Origin of the sequence: Nonomuraea sp. NPDC049419, from assembly GCF_040676995.1 — a bacterium.
In the GTDB taxonomy this organism is placed as follows: domain Bacteria; phylum Actinomycetota; class Actinomycetes; order Streptosporangiales; family Streptosporangiaceae; genus Nonomuraea; species Nonomuraea salmonea.
Genome location: NZ_JBFAQB010000014.1, coordinates 64,778 through 82,463, shown reverse-complemented (window position 1 = coordinate 82,463; position 17,686 = coordinate 64,778). Strand labels below are relative to the sequence as shown.

The window sequence follows — 17,686 nt, the reverse complement described above, 5'->3', positions numbered from 1 at the left end:
CGTGGCCTGGCTACCTGCGCTGCCCGTCCGGTTCCGGTCCGCGTAGACCGGCATCGCGCGCGACCACCGGGGGCGCCGCCTCCAGCTCGGTGTCCGTCGCCCCGAGCCCGGAGAAGCCCGGGTGGGAACAGCCGCAGCTCCGCCGGATCGCGAGCGTGGCCGCCGGAGGGGTGTCAGGCGCGGGTTCGCCGAGCAGGTGGCGTACGGCCCGGCGGGCCATCTCGGCGAGCGGCTGTTCCACCGTGGTGAGCGGCGGCACGGTGAACGCGGTCTCCGAGCTGCCGTCGCAGCTGATCAGAGCGAGCCTGCCAGGCACCTCGATGCTCGCCGCGCCGCAGCCGGCGAGCACGCCGACGGCCTGTTCGTCGGTCGCCGCGACCAGCGCCCGCGGCACGGCCTCCAGCCCGGCCACGAGGCGGGCGGCGGCGGCCCGGCCGTACTCGGAACGCAGCAGCTCGCCCGGCACGCCGGTCGCTCGCCAGGCCGCGACGCGGTCGCCCACGGGTCCCTCGTCGGTGGGGCCGGCCAGGAAGTCGACCCGGTCGTGCCCGTGCTCGCGCAGGTGGGCGACCGCCGCGGCGACCCCGGCGGCGTTGTCGGCGGCCACGAGCGTGGTGTCCGAGCCGGGCGGCCGATGGTGGACGTGCACGAGCGGGACGCCGCTCTCGGCCGCGAGGCCGGCCGGGTCGCCGGCGCCCGGGGTCGAGACGACGATCAGGCCGTCGACCTGCGCGCCCAGCAGGGCGTCGATCACGGCGGCCTGGCGCCGCCCGTCGTAGCCCGAGTTCGCCACGACCATCAGCTTGCCGGAGGCGGTGAGGGCCTCCTCCAGCCGCTGGCCGAGGGCCGCGAAGTAGGGGTTGACCGTGTCGGGAAGCACGACGCCGACCAGGCCGGAGGAGCCGGAGCGCAGCGCGGCGGCCACCCGGTTGTGCCGGTATCCGAGCTCTGCCGCGGCGGCGAGGACACGTTCCCGCGTGCGCGCCGCGACCGGCCGCGGCCCGCCGTTCACGACGTAGCTCACCACCGCGATCGAGGTTCCGGCGCGGCGGGCCACGTCGGCCATCGTCACCGCCATACCCGCTCCCTTCTTGACAGCTCACGTGCGCGGCCACCATCGTTGCACCCGACACTGAATCTAAACGTTTAGAAAGTCCGTTTCCCTCCACGGAGCCGTGATGAAACTGATCGTGGACACCGACACCGCGTCCGACGACGCCGTGGCGCTGCTGCTCGCCGCGCGCGACAGGCGCGCCGAGCTGGAGGCGGTGACGACCGTCGCGGGCAACGTCCCGCTGCGGCAGGCCACCCGCAACGCGCTGCTCACCCTGGAAGTCGCCGGGATGGACGGCGTGCCGGTGTTCGAGGGCTGCGACCGCCCGATGGTGCGCCCGCTGTCCACCGCGCAGCCGGTGCACGGCGACGACGGGATGGGTGATCTCGGCCTGCCCGGCCCCGCCCGCCATCCCCATGCCGGGCACGCCGTCGACGTGCTGCTCGACCGGGCCCACGCGCGACCGGGCGAGTACACGCTGGTCACCCTCGGGCCGCTGACCAATCTGGCCGCCGCGCTGCTGCGCGACCGCGACCTGCTGGGCCGCTACCAGCAGGTGTACTGCATGGCCGGCGCGCCCGACGCGGTCGGCAACATCAGCGCGACGGCGGAGTTCAACGTCTGGGCGGACCCCGAGGCCGCGCACGTCGTCCTCGCGGCGGCCGATCCCGGCCGGGTCACCTGGATCGGCTGGGACGTCTCGCGGCGCGACGCGGTGATGACGCCGGCCGACCAGGAACGGCTGATCGCCCTGAACTCCCCGCTGGCCGGTTTCACTCACCGCATCAACCGCAAGGTGACCGAGTGGGCCGCCCGGGTGACCGGGCTCTCCGGTTACGACCTGCCCGACCCGGTGGCCATGGCGGTGGCGCTGCGCCCCGGCCTGGTGGCCGAGCGGGAGACGGCGCACGTACGGATCGCGCTCGGGGACGAGGCCCGGGGCCAGACCATGGTCGACCGGCGGCTGACCGGCCCGCCGCCCAACGTCACCCTCGTCCGCCGCGTGCACGAAAAGAGCTTCAAGGACCTGTTGTTCGGCCTGCTGGCGCCGGAGGAGGCACACGCATGATCGGCCGTTACGAACTGCACTGCCATCTCGACGGTTCGGTACGGCCCGCCACGGTCGCCGAGCTGGCCGCGCAGCAGGGCATCACGCTGGGCGGGCCGGTCGAGTCGCTGGTGGTGGCCCCGCGCGAGTGCGGCGACCTGATGACCTACCTCACCTACCTCGACCCGGTCCTGCGGGTGCTGCAGACCCCCGAGGCGCTGCGCCGGGCGGCGCTGGAGCTGGTGCACGACTGGCACGCCGACGGAGTCGTGTACGGCGAGGCCAGGTTCGCGCCGCAGCTGCACGGCGAGCGGGGGATGACCCTCGACGAGGCGGTCGAGGCGGTGGCCGACGGCCTGGCGGCCGGATCGGAGCAGACGGGCGTCCACTGTGCGCTCCTCCTGTGCTGCCTGCGCCAGCAGCCGCCGGAGGTCAGTGAGCGGGTCGTGGCCGCCGCGCTGCGCCACCGAGGATCGGTCGCCGGCGTGGACCTGGCCGGCGACGAGAGCCGCCCCGGCGCGCCGCACCTGCCGGCGTTCGCCGCCGCGCACGCCGCCGGGCTCCCCGTCACCGTGCACGCGGGCGAGGCGGCCGGGCCGGAGAGCGTGTGGGAGGCGCTCGACGTGCTCGGCGCCGCGCGCATCGGCCATGGAGTGCGGGCGGCGGACGACCCCGCCCTGCTCGACCGGCTCAGGCGGGACGGCGTCGCCCTGGAGATGTGCCCGACCAGCAACCTGCAGACCGGGGCGGTACGCGAGGCCGCCGCCCATCCTGCCGCCCATCCCGCCGCCCATCCCGCTGACCGCCTGCTGGCCGAGGGGCTGGCCGTCACCGTCTCCACCGACGCCCGCACCACCTCCGGCACCACGATCGCCCGCGAGTTCCAGCGGATGGGCGAGTGGTACGGCTGGACCGAAGACCACGAAACGCGGTGCCAGGAACACGCGCGGGCCGCCGCGTTCGGCGACGTGCCCGGCGGCCGTGCTCGGGCTCAGCATGGCCGCCGGCTGCCGCCCGATCTTTCGACGCCTGACGCCATGGACGTCCCAGGTGACCTGGCCCCCGGCCCGAGCCCGCGCCCGGTGTCCGTCCTGCGCGCCACACCAGAGCACCCGCGCGAGCTGTACGCCACGGCGCGCCCGGGAGACGAGCTGATCACCGGAGGTCTCGACCGGCAGGCCCTCGACCGCGACGACCATCTCGCCGCGCCGGCGGCGACCTCGGGCGAGCAGAGCGACCAGGTCGCCGTCGCGGTGTCCGGTCCACGCGACCGTGTCACGGCGGTGACCGAACACCTTCCTCACCGTTCGCAGGACGCGAAGCGGCACGATCAGGGCCCGCTTCTCCCCGACGCGGACGGTCGGCGGCGGCGAGCCGAGATGTTCCCCACGGCCGATGACCGCCGGTTCGACACCCTCACCACGGGCGACGAGCGGCGCATGCTCACGGACTTCCTGCGAGCGCAACGTTCGACCCTGGAGGTGAAATGCTCCGGCCTGGACACCGAACTGTCCCGCCGGTCGGTCAAGCCCTCCACCCTCTCACTGCTGGGGCTGGTCCGCCACCTGGCCGATGTGGAACGTCGCTGGTTCCGGCGCGTCCTGGCCGGCCAGGACGCACCGCATCTCTTCTCCTCGGCCGCGCGGCCCGATGAGGACTTCGACGGCGCGGTGCCCGATCGGCGGGTCGTCGCGGAGGCATGGGAAGCATGGCGCAGCGAGGTGGCGTTCGCCGACGCGTTCACGGCCGACGCACCCGACCTGAACCTGGAGGGCCACGACGAGTGGCGCGGACGGGTGTCGCTGCGCTGGGTGCTCATCCACATGATCGAGGAGTACGCCCGGCACAACGGCCATGCCGACCTGCTCCGTGAACGGATCGACGGAGCGATCGGACTGTGAGGACGGCATGCGGCCGTCACCACCCCAGGCGCTGTTCAGTGCCTTGCGCGCGCCTGCCCACCCTCGCCGGCAGCGGCTACGACGGTGCCGGAACCGGCATTCGTACACCGATCCCGGCGGCACGACGAAGCCACGCAGGCCCCCGGCTGCTGCAGGACGCCGGGCCGCGTTCAGAGCTGGGAGCCGCCGCCGTCCACGGGGAGTTCGGCCCCGGTGGTGAAGGTGGCCTCGAAGGCGAGGAACACGACCGCCTTGGCGACCTCGGACGGTGTGCCCATGCGGAGCATGGGGTTGTCGGCGGCCATCTGCGCCTTGGTCTGGTCGGCCGCCTCCTTGGGCATCGACTTCTCCAGGATGCCGCTGTCGATCGGGCCGGGGCTGACCGCGTTGACGCGGATGCGGCTGGGCAGGAGTTCGCGGGCCAGGCTGCGGGTCATGGAGCGCAGTGCGGCCTTGGTGGCGGCGTACGCGCTGAGCATGGGCAGGCCGAGCACGTTGGCGACCGAGGTGGTGAGCACGACGCCGCCGCCCTCGGCCATCAGCGGGGCGAGCTTCTGCACCGTGAAGTACGGCCCCTTGGCGTTGATGGCCATCAACTCGTCGAACAGCTCTTCGCCGGTCGCCTCGAAGGGGGCGAAACCGTTGACGCCGGCGTTGGCGAACACGGCGTCGACGGTGCCGAACTCGGCCTTCACCCGTTCGGCCAGCGCGTCGATGTCGGGGAGGGAGGCCGCGTCGCTGCGGACGGCGATCGCGCCGTCGCCGAGCTCCTCAGTGGCGGCGTCCAAGGTGGCCTGGGTACGCCCGGTGATCAGGACCCGCGCGCCCTCGGCCACCAGCAGCCGCGCGGTGGCCAGGCCGAACCCGCTGCCGCCGCCGGTGATCACAACATTCTTGCCCTCGTACTTGCCCATATCGGACAGCCCTTTCAGATGTATTCGGGTTACCGGTTCTCGTCCTCAGCGGGACGTCCCTCAGTCAACCGCCGCTCTCACCTGGGCGTCCAAGACCTGTTCCGCACCTCGTCATGCAGGATCCGCATAACGGATACGGTGATGACGTGTCCGAAACAGGAGTGTCGTCGCAGCCCGCCATCGATCTCGACCTGCGGTTGGTGCGCTACTTCACGGTCGTGGCCGAGCACCTCAACTTCGCCCGCGCGGCCGCGGCACTGCACCTGGCCCAGCCGTCGCTGAGCCGGCAGATCCAGCGGCTGGAGGACGTGCTCGGCGTGCGGCTGCTGGAGCGCACTCCTCAGGGCAGCCGCCTCACCGTGGCGGGCGCGGCCTTCCTTCCGAAGGCGCAGGCGCTTGTGCACGCTGCCCAGCAGGCGGCGCTCACCGCCCGCTCCGCCGCCCCGCCGCGTACGATCACGATCGGCTACGTCGAGGACCTCGTCATCTCGCCCGCGGTACGAGACCTGCGCCGCCGCCATCCCGGCGCCCACGTCCGCACCCGCCACCTGGACTGGGACGAGACCGCCGCCCTGCCCGAGCGCCGGGTCGACGCGCTCGTCGCCCGGACGCCGCTGCCCATCCCGACCGACGGCCTGCGCGTGACCGTCCTGTACGACGAACCCCGCGCGCTCCTCCTGCCCGCCACCCACCCGCTGGCCGGCAAGGAGTCGGTCACCGCCGCGGACTTCGCCGACGAGCCCCTCGTGGCCTGCGCCGGCATGGCCGCGCTGTGGACCGGGTTCTGGCGGCTCGACCCCCGTCCGAACGGCGACCCGGCCCCGCTCGGCCCCATGATCGTCGACACGTTCGAGGACAAGCTCGAAGCCGTCGCCGACGGCAGGGCCATCGCTCTCGTACCCGCCGACGACCCGCGCCCCGCCCTTCGGGACGACCTCACCACCGTCCCCGTCGAGGGGATCGAGCCCTGCCAGGTGGTCGTCGTCACCCGGAACGACGACCGGAACCCGCTGGTGGCCCACTTCGTGCAGTCCGCGAAGAACCTGCTCCGGCGCGACGCCTGAGCACCCTGACGTCGCTCATGGCGCGCATCGCCCCTGCTCATGTGGGCTCCCTGCTGCTGCGGAGCCTCACATTTGCCCGGCCTGCGTCGTCATGTTGGAGAGGGCGGCGACTGGTGCCCCCAGAACGGAGTGCGGAAATGAAGGTTTTCATCGCTGGTGGGCGCGGCCGTGTGGGGTCCCGCCTCGCCGGCGACCTGGAGGCTAGGGGCATCGAGGCGGTCCCAGGAGGACTTGAGGACGGAATCGACGTGATCTCGGGCAAGGGGCTCGCCGAGGCTCTGGTCGGAGTCGACACCATCGTGAACGTCCTCAACACCCCCCGCTTCGATGCGGAGGGGGCGATCTCGTTCTTCGAGGGAGCGATCAACAACCTGACCGCGGAGGGCAAGCGCGCGGGTGTGCGTCATCACATCGTGCTCTCCATCGTCGGCGTCGGAGAGGGGGACGCATCTGACATCGGCTACTACCTCGGCAAAGTGGCGCAGGAGAAGGCCGTGCGATCCGCTTCGATCCCCGCCACCATCATCCGGGCCACTCAGTTCCACAGCTACGTTCCCGTCCTCATCGACCAGCACACCGTGGACGGAAAGGTGCTGGCTCCGAGGTCATTCATCCAGCCCGTCGAGCTGGACGAAGTCGTCGATCTGCTCGCCGAGGCTGTCACGACGCTGGAGCCGGGAAGTGTGGTCGAGATCGCTGGACCTGACCGCTTCTACCACGACGACCTCTTCCGTGCCACTCTGGCTCATCGCGGAGACCATCGTGAGGTGGTGACCGTGGACGGACAGGAGCCTCTCGAGGCCATGGTTCCGCGCGGCGCGTACCGGACGGGCACCGTGCGGTACCCGATTGCAGGGATCCCCACCGCCTGAATGCGATGATGAAGGAAGGCGGGAACGTCTGACCGCCGGAACATAGGTCAGGCGTGCCGCGCTCCAATGGGAAGGGTTGCCCCATGCCGGAGGACACTCCTGCCGAATCAGCGGAGATCGGAGGAGCCGAGCGTGATGAATCACGGGCTCTCGATTCGGTCATGGCGGAGCGACATCGTCTGCTGTCGCTGGCGTTTCGCATGGTGGGCACTTTGGCCGATGCCGAGGACGTCGTGCAGGAGACATATGCGAGGTGGTGCCGCCTCGAACCCGAGGAACGCGACAAGATCGCCGCACCTGCGGCATGGCTGATGCGAGTTGCGAGCCGCATCTCACTCGACCTGCTGGGTTCCGCGCGTGCGCGGCGAGAGACGTACGTCGGGCAATGGCTACCGGAGCCGGTTCCCGCCGGCCTTTTCGCAGGCACAGCGAAGGCGCCACCGGATTCCCGTCAGTTTGCCGCTGATCCGCTTGAACGTGTCACCCTCGATGATGCCGTCAGCATGGCATTGCTGACGGTCCTCGAGGCCATGACCCCGGCGGAGCGAGTGACGTTCGTGCTGCATGACGTGTTCGGGGTCCCGTTCGACGAGATCGCTGGTGTCGTAGGTCGTTCGGCCGCAGCAACAAGGCAATTGGCAACGTCCGCACGCCGCCACGTTCGACGAGGAAGACGCGCACAGGTCTCTCCACGCCAGCATGATGAGGTCGTTCGGGCATTCCGTGACGCGACTGTCGGCGGAGACATCGAGGATCTGCTCCGCTTGTTGGCTCCAGACGTCGAACTACGAGTAGACGGCGGCGGCTTCGTCAATGCCGCATCTCAGGTCATCCGTGGGTCGGATCACGTAGCCCGGTGGTTCATGGGAGTGATGCGCAAGCAGCCCGCCCTCCGTCTTGAGCGACGCGATACAGCTGACGGTCTCGGTTACATTATTCGCGACAAAGGGCATCGATACGGAATAATCACCTTCGACGTCAGTGATGAGTGCGTCACGAACGTGTGGTTGATGCTGAATCCAATGAAGCTGACGTATTGGTCGCTCGACTAACAGGTCATCTCATTCGGTAAGCCGGCGGTGTGATGCGCCGGTCGCGTAGCCATCGCCGCAGGTGATGGTAATGGCGGCACTGTATGCCGCCGGCCAGGCGGAAAGCCTCTCGGCCCACCAAGGTGACCTGGCGGCACTGGCCGAGTGGCGCGCGAGGCTGAACGACAAGCCCAAGGAGGTCAACCCGTACGGCCTCGGCTCCGGCTCGAAACATCAGTGGGCGAGTTTGACGATCTTGCTTGAGTAGACCGCTACGGACCAGCGGGCCTGGCGGTTGGGGTGCCCTGCCTGGACCTTCACCTTGCCCGAGACGGTGATCGTGGCGCCTTCGGGGACTTTCCTGCTCCACAGCATGGCGTTGGTCTCGGTCGGGCGTCCCCGGGTGCAGATCCATGCTCCTTGGGAGGCTTCGTCGCCGATCCGGTACGTGATGGTGAGACGGCCCGCCAGGTCGCCCGTGCAGCGGTGTTCGACGCGGAAGTAGCCGCCTGGGCTGGTGACCGTCAGTTTGAAGGACGATGTGCGGGGCCACACTCCCGAAGCCTGGCCGGCCAGTTTCAAGGTCCCCAGGGTGCGGGGGAAGTCTTCGATGGATGCCGGCTCGACGGGCTGGGCCGGTGGTGTGTACTCGTAGACCGCTACGGGCCAGTCGGCGGGTTGGCAGGGTTCGATCTGCTTGCGGGCGCACGGCTCGTTGGCGGTGTCGAAGGTAATGGTCACATGGTCGGCGCTCTTGGGCACGTTGACTGCTTCCAAGGCCATCCGCTCACCCGTCAGGCACTGCTGGAACCAGCTGCTTGACGGCTTGCCGTTCACGAGGACCCCGGGTCCAGCGAAGCGGGTGGGGTTGTCCTTGGGACATAGTGCGGCCACCTCCAGCGGCTTGCCGGAGACCGGGACGGTGAGCGATGCCTTCTTCGCTTCTTTGGTGAGGGTGGCGAACGCCAGGCGGTGGTAGGCGGAGCCGTCGTTGGAGGTGAACTGCATCGGCAGCCCGGCCGGCGGTTCGACGGCTGCGGTCGTCTCGCGGTGCGGCGGGGTTGGGCCGGGGGATAGGACCGTGGGGACGAACATGGTGGCGGCCGCTACTACGGCGGCTGCTGCGAGGGCGGTGCCGGTGGCGCGGTGGCGGGTGTCGCGGCGGATCCGGCGTTCGAGCTGGGTGATGCGTCCGCGGTTGTCCGGCGCGGCGGCGCTCATGTCGTCGAACAGCTCATGCAGGTCGCGCAGGGTGGGCGTCATCCCAGCTCTCCTTCCGTACGGGACGCCACCGCCGGCGGCGCGATCTGAGGGTCGATGCGCAGCTTGGCCAGCGCTTTGCTGCTCTGGCTCTTGACGGTGCCGATGGAGCAGTTCAGGATCTCGGCCACCGTTGATTCGGGGAGGTCCTCGAAGAAGCGCAGCACCAGGACGGCTCGCTGGCGTGGTGGTAAGCGTCCCAGGGCGGCCCAGAGCACGGCCCGTTCGTCGGTCATGCCGATCGTGTCGTCCGGTGCGGGGTGGTCGGGGGGCGCTTCCGTGGGAAGTTCGCGTCGCCAGAGGCGGCGTCGCCAGGACAGGTGGGTGTTGATCAGGACGCGGGTCACGTAGGCGTCCGGGTGCTCGCCGACGCGGCCCCAGGCTCGCCATACGCGTACCAGGGCGGTTTGGAGCAGGTCTTCTGCTTGCGTCCAGTCACGGCAGAGCAGGTACGCGGTGCGTAACAGTCGCGGCGAGCGCGCCTCGACGTACGCCACGAACTCCGCCTTGTCTCGCATCAGCCGCGCCCTTTCCGTCGTACCGGCTCCCCTTATTACCTGGTGGAAGCCGCCAACGGTTGCCCTCAGCGCAGTACTACGGAGTGGGGTGACCGGTGTTCTCGGGGCCGGTGTCTCAAGGGATGGGCCGAGGCGGTGAACAGCTGGATGTCTGGCGCCATGGAAGCGGGGGACCTCCATGCTCCCCAGGAGGCATGTCAGATGGCCCTGGGGTGAGCGAACCCAAGCGAGAGAGGCGTTGTCAGTACTCCGGCCTATGCGGGCTCGGGAGAAAGATCTACCATAGGCCGCCACCCTACGCCGGCTGGCGACGCCGGAACGGGGCGAGCGTGGTGCGGACGATGTCGGCGGCGCCCCAATCGGGAACGAACTGGGCGGCAAGCCGGCACTTGCCGGCCTCCGCAAGAGAGCGCCGTCCAGATGAGTCTGGACCGGAATGTCCCGCCAAGCCGCTTGGGGGGCGAAAAAGGCGACGAGTTCCCGTTCGCCTGTCCCCTGGAAGGGGCCCAGCGCGCCACTCCTTCCTTCAGCTTCGAAGCCGGACGTCTACCAGAACGGGTCGATGTACGGACGCGCTTTCACCCGGGCATGGATGCGGCTCAACCAGGGCTGCCGTATCGCTGGTGATTGCTCCAGCGTGCTGAGGAACACCCGCCCATCAGGGCGGAAGAGGGAGTCCGGCAGGAGCGGGGGTGGATCGTCGCGGCGAACGTCGGCGGCCATCCCGCGCGCCCCCGGCACGAGCCGCCCGCTTCGGGAACACCGCCTCAAGCAAAGGGTGCGCCAGCTCACCGCCGGCAACCGAGTCCTCGACGGACGGCTCAAGGCCACTCGCTCCAACGTCCGTTTCCCAGAGCGGCGAATCGCCGACTTGGAGCCCGCCTCCTCGACCACGGATCGGGGACGTAGTGCCTTCGCCACTACACCACGGCCCGCAGCAGCCGAGGGACGGAATCGGGTTGCAGTGGCGGCCGCCGGGCCGGGAAAGTGCCACGATGACGGAGATTCTTCTGTTGCCTGGCGGTGGGCGGAGGTCCACGGACTGGCGGCTCGCTGCGCCGCTGCTGGAGGCTGCGGGGTTACGCACGGTGGCGGTCGACTTGCCGGATCTGGGCTCGTGGTCTTGGGCCGGAGCCGTCGAGTCCGTGGGTGAGGCGATCAACGATCACGGCATGGAGCATCCGGCGGTGGCCGGGCACTCGCTGGGCGGCATCGTCGCGGCCCTGTGGGCCTCAGAGCATCCCGAGTGCCCGCTCGCGGTCAATCTGGACGGGCATACCAATCCCACGGGGCCCTTCGACGGAGTCGACCCGGTCGGCGCTGAGCACACGATGCGCGCGTTCCTCGCCGAACAGACGGCGGGCGATCCGGAGATGACCCACTTCATCGCGCAGATGGACGCGCTCGACCTCATCGCCGTCTACCGGGCGGCCCGCTGTCCCCTTCTCGTCGTCTCCTCCAGCGGCTCGGACCTGAGTGCGATGTTGCCCCCGGCCGTCTCGGTGGCCTTTGATGCCTACGTCCGCGGCTTTGCTCGCGAACTGAAGACAGCCGCCGCGCATACTCCGCTGCTCTCCCTCGCCGACCTGACCACCGGCCACGACATGCACCTGGAGGCTCCGCAGGAAGTGGCGCGCCTCATCCTCGGCCACCTGAGCCCCGGCCACCGTCCGACCCCGTAATGGTCGGCTTCCTCCCACCACGGCTGAAGACCATCCAGCGCCCGCTTCCGCGTGATCACGGCGGAGCGGGCGCAACCAAATCACCCGTGGAACCCGGACGAGCAGACATCCGACTTCCGAGGCGCCGACTACGTGCCGGTAGCGGAGGGCCACCTCAACGGCGCCAAGTCTCTCCAGTCGCAGCGCCGCTACCTGAAGGAGCAGAGCGCACAACTACGACCAGGGCATCACACCCCAATCGAGGTTCACCGTGGAGGCGGCCCACGTCGAGTCTCGCCGGTCTCCGCACGCGAAGTCGCCGGCCTTTTCCTGCCAGTACGGCACATTGCGACTGACCGTCGACCGCCTCGACCACTACAACATCATCCGGCTGTAGCCCGAGCCAGAGGTGTGCTCCTGGGCAGCCGCGACGCCCCCGCGACGCCCCCGCGGTGCCCCGTTCGGCCATGCTGAGCGCCACTACGCCCGCGTCATCTCCGTGGCCGACGTGTTCCCCTTCGTCACCGGTCCGCGATCGTGATCGCCCTCAGGGCGGTGGTGAGGCTCGGCGTCGTCGCTGGTGCCGGTCAGGCGGCGGGCCGGTAGCCAGGGATGTCCTCGACACGGTAGTAAACCGGCAGGCCGCGCTCGGTGGCGATCCGCACGTCCTCATCCGCGCCGGTCGACGCCCCGGGCAGGCGCAGGACCGCGTCGCAGTGCCGCAACAAGCGTTCCGCGGTGGGGTACATGATCTGCTCGGCTACCGGGTCGGCCGGCCCGGTGCCGCCCGCGCCGCGCAGGACGGGCAGGGCCACCCATTCGCCGATCATCGGGACATGGCCGCTGCGGAAGATCGGCCATGCGGCCTCCTCCAGCCGGGCCAGATTGTTCGCCATCAGTGCGGGGTCGTCACCCGTGCCGGAACGGTAGGGACCCGCGATCAGAATCATCACGTTGCGGAACTATAATAGGAAAAAATCGGAAGAAACAAGGAGAAGCGTGCATGCTGGCCGCCCAACGCCGTGAGCTGCTCCTGGAACGCCTCCAGCTGAACGGCCGGATCGTCGCCAAGGACCTCGCCGCCGAACTCGGCATCTCCGAGGACAGCATCCGCCGCGACCTGCGCGATCTGGCGGCGGCGGGTTTGTGTCAGCGGGTGTACGGCGGCGCGCTGCCCGTCTCGCCCGCGATCGCCGACTACGCCACCCGCCAGGGCGTCGAGGTGCCCGGCAAACAGCGCGTGGCCGCCGCCGCGGCGGCGCTGATCAGGCCGGGCAGCACCGCGATCCTGGACGGCGGCACCACCGCGCTCGCGGTCGTCCGCGCCCTGCCGCTCGACCTGCGCGCCACCGTCATCACGCACAGCCCCACCGTGGCCAGCGCGCTGGCCGAGCATCACGACGTGGAGGTGTACCTGATCGGCGGCCGGCTGTTCAAGCACTCCATGGTCGCCTGCGGTGCCGCCGCCGCGGAGGCCGCACGCGGGCTGAACGCCGACCTCTTCCTGCTCGGCGTGACCGGCGTGCATCCCGATCTGGGGTTGACCACCGACGACGCCGACGAGGCCGCCATGAAGCGCGCCCTGGCCAGGCAGGCGGCGGACACGTACGTGCTGGGCAGCGCGGAGAAGATCGGCGCCGCCTCCCGGTTCGCCGTCCTGCCGCTGACGGAGGTCGCGGGAATCGTCACCGACGTCGACCCCGGCCACGCCACGCTGCGGGCGCTCAGCGTGCCCATCATCCACGCCACCTGAACGATGAACGCGGCGAGTCAGGAGGTGCGTATTTTTTCACGATTGTGCGTGATGCTCTATAGTCTGGATCGTGCCCGCCCCCGTACCCGACCTGCCGGCCAGGATGGAGCTCAACCTGGCCGGACACGCCTGTCATCTGCACCGAAGCTTGGCAGGCGCGACCGTCCTGGAGACCGACGACCTCCTGATCGCTGACAGCGGCCTGAACGACGACACCTTCAACATCGTCGCCGCGGCGCGCTTCACCCCAGCCACCGCACCGGCACGCATCGCCGAGACCGTCCGGACACTGGCCTCCACCGGCCGCCGCTTCTCCTGGTGGGTGGGGCCCGCCTCGTCACCGCCGGACCTGAGCGCGCAGCTGTCGGCGGCCGGCCTGCCGGCGACCGAGCGGGAAACCGCCATGTGGGCCGAACTCGACGACACCCTGCCGCCGCCCGCCGCGGAAGGACTGGACATCCGTACGGTGACCGAGCACGGTCAACTCGCCGACTACGCCGAGATCCTGGCGGCGAACTGGTCCCCGCCCGCCGACACGGTCCGCCGCTTCTTCTCACGGGCCGCTCCGCAGGCGCTGGCCGCCCACAGCCCGGCCCGCTACCTGGTCGGTTACGCGGCGGGCCGGCCAGTCTGCTCCGCCGAGGTCTTCCGCCACGCGGGCGTCGCCGGCATCTACAACATCACCACCCTGCCCGCCCACCGCCGGCGCGGCCACGGAACCGCCATCACCCTCGCCGCACTCCACGCCGCCCGCGAACGAGGCCATCGCATCGCGGTCCTGCAGGCCTCCGCGGCCGGCGAGCCCGTCTACCGCCGCCTAGGCTTCCGCTCCTGCGGCCATTTCACCGAGCACGCCACCAACACCACCTGAGCGTGGCGGCACCACGAACGCGCGATGCACGCCGGGGCGTTCCAACCGATCGACGGCCTACTGGGCTCTGGCGGGAACAGTGCCGCGAACGTCTTTGACGTTTTCATGAGGGCAAGGAGACTGCCGGGGGCTTCGAGGAGACCCTGACGGTGCAGGAGCGGGTGGCCCGTACGCGGGACAACCTGGCCGCCTTCATCGCGAAGGTGGTCGCGCAGGCCAGGCGGTCGCCGTCACCGTCAGCGGCCCCTTCCGGCTCGGCCGGGACGCGCTGCCGCCTCCCGTGAGTTCGAGGCCCTGCGCTACGAGAACGTACGGATGGTCTTTGACCTGGTCGTAGATGCGGCGCAGCCACAGCTGCCGAATCGGCGCCAGTTGCTCCAGCGTGCGGAGGAACACCCGCTCATCAGGGCGAGAAGGAGCGGTCGGCAGCAGCGGGGGTGAACCATCACGGCGGTCGCGGTGGTCGTGACGCACGACCTGGCGACCCGCCTCGGCGAGCCGGGTACAGAACCCCTCTTCCCACCAGATCACCGATTGTGCTCCGCCGGCGATCAACAATACGGAGGCATCGGCCGGGACGCCGAACGCCTCGCAGCACGGGTCTGTCCCGTCGATGACGACCGCTTGCCGGGTCGTGGCTCGTTCCTTCAGGTCGTGGCGGGGCGCGGTTCGGAAGAGCCCAGGTCCGTCGTCGGATGCTTAGCTGATGTCGTCGGCGTTGTCGGTGGAGGTCGTTGAGGGCTGACCAGTTGGCCTGTGGGGCGTGTCGCCGTTCTGCCGGGCGTGTAGCAGTTCGAAGGCGCGTTCTTCGTACCGGATGCGGGCCGGGGAGAAGTCGTACGGCATCTTGCCGATGGCCTCCGACGCGCTCATCGTCGTCTCGCTCTCGTCCTTGTCCGCAGTCTCGTCGTACTGCTCGAAGAGGTCGTCGTGCGTTTCCTCCAGTCCGGCGTCCTCGATGGCGGCGAGCAACGCGGTCTCGTGTGCGCACCGCTGGATGGCGAGGGCGTCCACGCGGGGGTCGTCGGGGGAGACACTGTCGTCCAGGGCCGCCTCGGCCTCCGCCAGGCGGTCGTCCTCGGCCCGCAGGTCGGGCCGGGCGGCCAGGACGATGAACCGGTCGGCCTGGACGGCAGCGCCGAGCGGGCCGAAAATGCGCTCGGTGACCAGGAGGGCATCGAGGTCAGCAGGGCGCAGGGCCCCGGGCGGCACGTGGCGCAGTCGGCCGGTGACCAACGGGGAGAGCAGGCCAAGGGGGTTGCCGGACTCGCGCAGGTGGCGGACGGCGGTCCGCTGGTGTTCGATGGCGGCTGCCTTGGCGGTGAGGGAATCCTCCAGCCGGGCGAGCGACTGCTCGATGTCGACGGTGCCCTCGAAGGCGGTGCGGATGTCGTCCAAGGGGATACCGGCGTCCGCCATCTTGCGGATCCACAGCAGGCGGATCATGTCGTCGTAGCCGTAGCGGCGGCGGTTGTCGGCGCCCCGCTCCGGTTCGGCAAGCAGCCCGATGGCGTGGTAGTGGCGGATGGCTCGGGGGGTGGTCCCGGTGAATGCGGCAGCGTCGCCGATCTTGACCCAGCGGGGCGTCGCAGGCAGGTGCATGAAGGAAACCTCTCAACGTCGTGCTCACCGTCCACTGGACCACATGCCGCTACGGCATATGCAAACCCCGCCGGCGTCGAGTTCGCGATCGGGGGTCCCAGTGGATCCCCTCGGAGATCCATTGACGCGATCCGTACACGGAAAGGTCCCCTGACGCGACCTTGATCAGCGCGCACAGCGTGACTCGCCAAGAAGCCCTTATGCCAAATGTGGCTTATCGCAGGTTGGCAAAGGCCGACGCTCGCCTCCCGGACCAGGTCCGGGAGGCGAGCGCGGGCGGTCGGTTGCGGGTTCGGGTCAGTGCAGCTCCGGCTAGTGCGTACGGGCGTCCTGATCTTGTAGCTCTTTCGACTGCCCCGGGTACGGCCGGCAGTTGTGCAAGCTGATCCTCTATCCGGGTTGCCCGGCGAGTCTGGTCGACGGCAAGTGCCCGTTCAACGCCGTCTCTCCGAGTTCGATCTTGCGAACATTCGTCGTTGAGAGGCAGGCTGAGTGTGGGCTCCCACTCTCTCAAGAGAGTTTCATCCCGTTCATCCGCCTCTGTCTATTTTGCCAGGGGGTCCGCCACTCCCGAGCCGCCCTGACAAGCGGTCTGTCACAGGCACTTAGCAGGATCATGTGTCGGCGTTGCACCCCTTCAGCGTCACCACGTAACGCGCCAGCTCTTCCGTCGTGACGCTCTCCTCCCCCATGGGAGGTGGCCCCTCCATCACCTTCACGTCGCTGTAGGGGGAGAACGTCGGGGTGATCTCAGGGGCGGGCTGCTGCACCGTCGCCGGCGCATTCTCGGCGATCCAGGCATCGATCAACTTGTCCGTGTACGACGTCGACATCAGGCAGGATACGCCGACCGGCGCTGCTGCCGGAATCGTCGAAACCGCGGCCAGACCCACGCCGATCAGGACTGCGATACGCCCTCCCACTGCCGCCTCCCGACCGCTTGGATTAGAGACCTAATGTGCCCTACCTAGATCACAGACAGAACAAGAAGGGCCAGGTCACCCGTAGGTGCGTCGGCCCTCATTGCACGTCACGCTGCCCTCAGCAGCGGCGAGGTCACAGGGGGACTCCAGGTCCGCCCCGGCGACTCCAGCAAATGTGGCATCATCAGGCGTTCGGCGCGTCTGGCCTCGGCTAGTGAGTTGGCTTGGAGTTCTGTAGTCACCACTTGTGTTGCTTCGTGTAACTGGGTGGTGACTAGGACCCGGTTGAGTGTCTCAGGTCATCGGAAACCGGATCAGCGATCACGATCAGGGAGAGTGTCGAAAGCCAGACTGATCATCACTGCGGTCGTCGTCGAGGGCCGCTCCCAGACCGAGGCCGCCCGCACCTACGGTGTCTCCAAGGGTTGGGTGTCGAAACTGATCGCGCGCTACCGCGCCGATGGGGGGCGGCCGCGGAACCGCGTTCCCGGCGTCCGAAGACGTCCCCGGCCGCCATCGACGCCGACGTCGACACCGACACCGACACCGACACCGACACCGTCGAGCTGATCGTCCGGCTGCGCAAGGAACTCAGCGACCGCGGCCTGGACGCCGGCCCGGACGCCATCGCCTGGCACCTGGCACACCACCACGCCCGTACCGTCTCCAGCGCCACCGTCCACCGCACCCTCACCCGCCACGGCCTCAGCGAGGCCGAACCGAAGAAGCGGCCACGATCGTCCTACATCCGCTTCCAGGCCGACGCCCCGAACGAAACCTGGCAAGCCGACTTCACCCACTGCCGGCGGGGGTTCGCCCCGAAGTGTGGACACCGAGATCCTGTCCTGGATCGACGACCACTACCGCTACGCCCTACACGTCAGCGCCCACCACCGCATCACCGCATCACCACCGATCGTCCTCGACACCTTCCGCGCCACCATCGCCCGCCACGGCATACCCGCCTCCACCCTGACCGACAACGGCATGGTCTTCACCACCCGCCTGTCCGGCGGCCGCGGCGGCCGCAACGCCCTGGAACACGAACTCCGCCGCCTGCACATCCAGCAGAACAACAGCCGCCCCCATCACCCCACCACCTGCGGCAAAGTGGAACGCTTCCAGCAAACGATGAAGAAATGGCTACGCACCCAGCCCCGGCCAGCCCGCCACCATCACCGCCCTGCAAACACTCCTCGACCGCTTCACCGGCA

19 protein-coding genes are annotated in these 17,686 nt (G+C 69.5%); 10 read left to right on the top strand and 9 right to left on the bottom strand.

The window, feature by feature from the left end; all coding sequences use genetic code 11:
- Nucleotides 1-10: 10 nt before the first annotated feature.
- Nucleotides 11-1,078, bottom strand: a complete 1,068-nt coding sequence (locus AB0K12_RS32705) for a LacI family DNA-binding transcriptional regulator (RefSeq protein ID WP_364569850.1) — start codon at nt 1,076-1,078, stop codon at nt 11-13.
- Nucleotides 1,079-1,178: 100 nt separating this feature from the next.
- Between AB0K12_RS32705 and AB0K12_RS32700 the strand changes: the two genes are divergently transcribed.
- Together AB0K12_RS32700 and add are read left to right on the top strand one after the other, a co-directional pair.
- A complete protein-coding gene (locus AB0K12_RS32700) occupies nt 1,179-2,123 on the top strand; it encodes a nucleoside hydrolase (RefSeq protein ID WP_364569847.1) in 945 nt (314 codons plus the stop codon).
- A complete protein-coding gene (add, locus tag AB0K12_RS32695; protein WP_364569844.1) occupies nt 2,120-4,003 on the top strand; it encodes an adenosine deaminase in 1,884 nt (627 codons plus the stop codon). The genes AB0K12_RS32700 and add overlap by 4 nt, the downstream gene beginning before the upstream one ends.
- 170 nt (nt 4,004-4,173) lie before the next feature.
- Here the strand turns inward: add and AB0K12_RS32690 are convergent, their stop codons facing one another.
- Nucleotides 4,174-4,917, bottom strand: coding sequence for an SDR family oxidoreductase (locus AB0K12_RS32690; RefSeq protein WP_364569842.1), 744 nt, complete (start codon nt 4,915-4,917; stop codon nt 4,174-4,176).
- Between the two features lie 146 nt (nt 4,918-5,063).
- On the opposite strand from AB0K12_RS32690, the gene AB0K12_RS32685 reads away from it, so the two are divergent.
- From AB0K12_RS32685 to AB0K12_RS32670, 4 genes are all read left to right on the top strand, one after another.
- Nucleotides 5,064-5,981, top strand: a complete 918-nt coding sequence (locus tag AB0K12_RS32685) for a LysR family transcriptional regulator (protein WP_364569839.1) — start codon at nt 5,064-5,066, stop codon at nt 5,979-5,981.
- 137 nt (nt 5,982-6,118) lie between these two features.
- Entirely contained in the window at nt 6,119-6,853 is a 735-nt protein-coding gene (locus AB0K12_RS32680; protein ID WP_364569836.1) for a hypothetical protein, read from the top strand.
- 83 nt (nt 6,854-6,936) lie between these two features.
- A complete protein-coding gene (sigJ, locus tag AB0K12_RS32675) occupies nt 6,937-7,905 on the top strand; it encodes an RNA polymerase sigma factor SigJ (RefSeq protein ID WP_364569833.1) in 969 nt (322 codons plus the stop codon).
- A gap of 70 nt (nt 7,906-7,975) precedes the next feature.
- The gene (locus tag AB0K12_RS32670; protein ID WP_364569830.1) at nt 7,976-8,152 is read left to right on the top strand and encodes a hypothetical protein; all 177 of its coding nucleotides are present in this window, start codon (nt 7,976-7,978) and stop codon (nt 8,150-8,152) included.
- Here the strand turns inward: AB0K12_RS32670 and AB0K12_RS32665 are convergent.
- Together AB0K12_RS32665 and AB0K12_RS32660 are read right to left on the bottom strand one after the other, a co-directional pair.
- Nucleotides 8,119-9,147 (bottom strand): hypothetical protein, encoded by a 1,029-nt coding sequence (locus tag AB0K12_RS32665; RefSeq protein WP_364569827.1) that lies wholly within the window; start codon nt 9,145-9,147, stop codon nt 8,119-8,121. The genes AB0K12_RS32670 and AB0K12_RS32665 overlap by 34 nt on opposite strands.
- Complete coding sequence (locus tag AB0K12_RS32660; RefSeq protein WP_364569824.1) at nt 9,144-9,662, bottom strand: SigE family RNA polymerase sigma factor; 519 nt, start codon at nt 9,660-9,662, stop codon at nt 9,144-9,146. The genes AB0K12_RS32665 and AB0K12_RS32660 overlap by 4 nt, the downstream gene beginning before the upstream one ends.
- Before the next feature lie 995 nt (nt 9,663-10,657).
- On the opposite strand from AB0K12_RS32660, the gene AB0K12_RS32655 reads away from it, so the two are divergent.
- The gene (locus AB0K12_RS32655; RefSeq protein ID WP_364569821.1) at nt 10,658-11,344 is read left to right on the top strand and encodes an alpha/beta hydrolase; all 687 of its coding nucleotides are present in this window, start codon (nt 10,658-10,660) and stop codon (nt 11,342-11,344) included.
- Between the two features lie 566 nt (nt 11,345-11,910).
- Here AB0K12_RS32655 and AB0K12_RS32650 read toward each other — a convergent pair.
- Nucleotides 11,911-12,276 (bottom strand): hypothetical protein, encoded by a 366-nt coding sequence (locus AB0K12_RS32650; RefSeq protein ID WP_355425363.1) that lies wholly within the window; start codon nt 12,274-12,276, stop codon nt 11,911-11,913.
- Between the two features lie 50 nt (nt 12,277-12,326).
- On the opposite strand from AB0K12_RS32650, the gene AB0K12_RS32645 reads away from it, so the two are divergent.
- Both AB0K12_RS32645 and AB0K12_RS32640 read left to right on the top strand, forming a co-directional pair.
- Complete coding sequence (locus AB0K12_RS32645; RefSeq protein ID WP_364569817.1) at nt 12,327-13,076, top strand: DeoR/GlpR family DNA-binding transcription regulator; 750 nt, start codon at nt 12,327-12,329, stop codon at nt 13,074-13,076.
- 70 nt (nt 13,077-13,146) lie between these two features.
- Complete coding sequence (locus tag AB0K12_RS32640) at nt 13,147-13,947, top strand: GNAT family N-acetyltransferase (RefSeq protein WP_364569814.1); 801 nt, start codon at nt 13,147-13,149, stop codon at nt 13,945-13,947.
- Between the two features lie 192 nt (nt 13,948-14,139).
- Here the strand turns inward: AB0K12_RS32640 and AB0K12_RS32635 are convergent, their stop codons facing one another.
- From AB0K12_RS32635 to AB0K12_RS32625, 3 genes are all read right to left on the bottom strand, one after another.
- A complete protein-coding gene (locus AB0K12_RS32635; RefSeq protein WP_364569812.1) occupies nt 14,140-14,478 on the bottom strand; it encodes a hypothetical protein in 339 nt (112 codons plus the stop codon).
- A gap of 168 nt (nt 14,479-14,646) precedes the next feature.
- Complete coding sequence (locus AB0K12_RS32630; RefSeq protein WP_364569810.1) at nt 14,647-15,549, bottom strand: MerR family transcriptional regulator; 903 nt, start codon at nt 15,547-15,549, stop codon at nt 14,647-14,649.
- Nucleotides 15,550-16,163: 614 nt separating this feature from the next.
- A complete protein-coding gene (locus AB0K12_RS32625; RefSeq protein WP_364569809.1) occupies nt 16,164-16,472 on the bottom strand; it encodes a hypothetical protein in 309 nt (102 codons plus the stop codon).
- 267 nt (nt 16,473-16,739) lie between these two features.
- Here AB0K12_RS32625 and AB0K12_RS32620 point away from each other — a divergent pair, with 267 nt between their 5' ends.
- On the top strand, nt 16,740-17,042 hold the full coding sequence (locus tag AB0K12_RS32620; protein ID WP_364569806.1) for a helix-turn-helix domain-containing protein: 303 nt from the start codon (nt 16,740-16,742) through the stop codon (nt 17,040-17,042).
- Between the two features lie 336 nt (nt 17,043-17,378).
- Here the strand turns inward: AB0K12_RS32620 and AB0K12_RS32615 are convergent, their stop codons facing one another.
- A complete protein-coding gene (locus AB0K12_RS32615; protein ID WP_364569803.1) occupies nt 17,379-17,600 on the bottom strand; it encodes a hypothetical protein in 222 nt (73 codons plus the stop codon).
- Between the last annotated feature and the right edge of the window lie 86 nt (nt 17,601-17,686).

Excerpts from the sequence above, each read along its gene's own strand:
- add (WP_364569844.1), top strand. The coding sequence starts at position 2,120 with ATGATCGGCCGTTACGAACTGCACTGCCATCTCGACGGTTCGGTACGG.
- AB0K12_RS32700 (WP_364569847.1), top strand. The coding sequence starts at position 1,179 with ATGAAACTGATCGTGGACACCGACACCGCGTCCGACGACGCCGTGGCG.
- AB0K12_RS32645 (WP_364569817.1), top strand. The coding sequence starts at position 12,327 with ATGCTGGCCGCCCAACGCCGTGAGCTGCTCCTGGAACGCCTCCAGCTG.
- AB0K12_RS32690 (WP_364569842.1), bottom strand. The coding sequence starts at position 4,917 with ATGGGCAAGTACGAGGGCAAGAATGTTGTGATCACCGGCGGCGGCAGC.
- sigJ (WP_364569833.1), top strand. The coding sequence starts at position 6,937 with ATGCCGGAGGACACTCCTGCCGAATCAGCGGAGATCGGAGGAGCCGAG.
- AB0K12_RS32630 (WP_364569810.1), bottom strand. The coding sequence starts at position 15,549 with ATGCACCTGCCTGCGACGCCCCGCTGGGTCAAGATCGGCGACGCTGCC.
- AB0K12_RS32705 (WP_364569850.1), bottom strand. The coding sequence starts at position 1,078 with ATGGCGGTGACGATGGCCGACGTGGCCCGCCGCGCCGGAACCTCGATC.
- AB0K12_RS32665 (WP_364569827.1), bottom strand. The coding sequence starts at position 9,147 with ATGACGCCCACCCTGCGCGACCTGCATGAGCTGTTCGACGACATGAGC.
- AB0K12_RS32660 (WP_364569824.1), bottom strand. The coding sequence starts at position 9,662 with ATGCGAGACAAGGCGGAGTTCGTGGCGTACGTCGAGGCGCGCTCGCCG.
- AB0K12_RS32670 (WP_364569830.1), top strand. The coding sequence starts at position 7,976 with ATGGCGGCACTGTATGCCGCCGGCCAGGCGGAAAGCCTCTCGGCCCAC.
- AB0K12_RS32680 (WP_364569836.1), top strand. The coding sequence starts at position 6,119 with ATGAAGGTTTTCATCGCTGGTGGGCGCGGCCGTGTGGGGTCCCGCCTC.
- AB0K12_RS32655 (WP_364569821.1), top strand. The coding sequence starts at position 10,658 with ATGACGGAGATTCTTCTGTTGCCTGGCGGTGGGCGGAGGTCCACGGAC.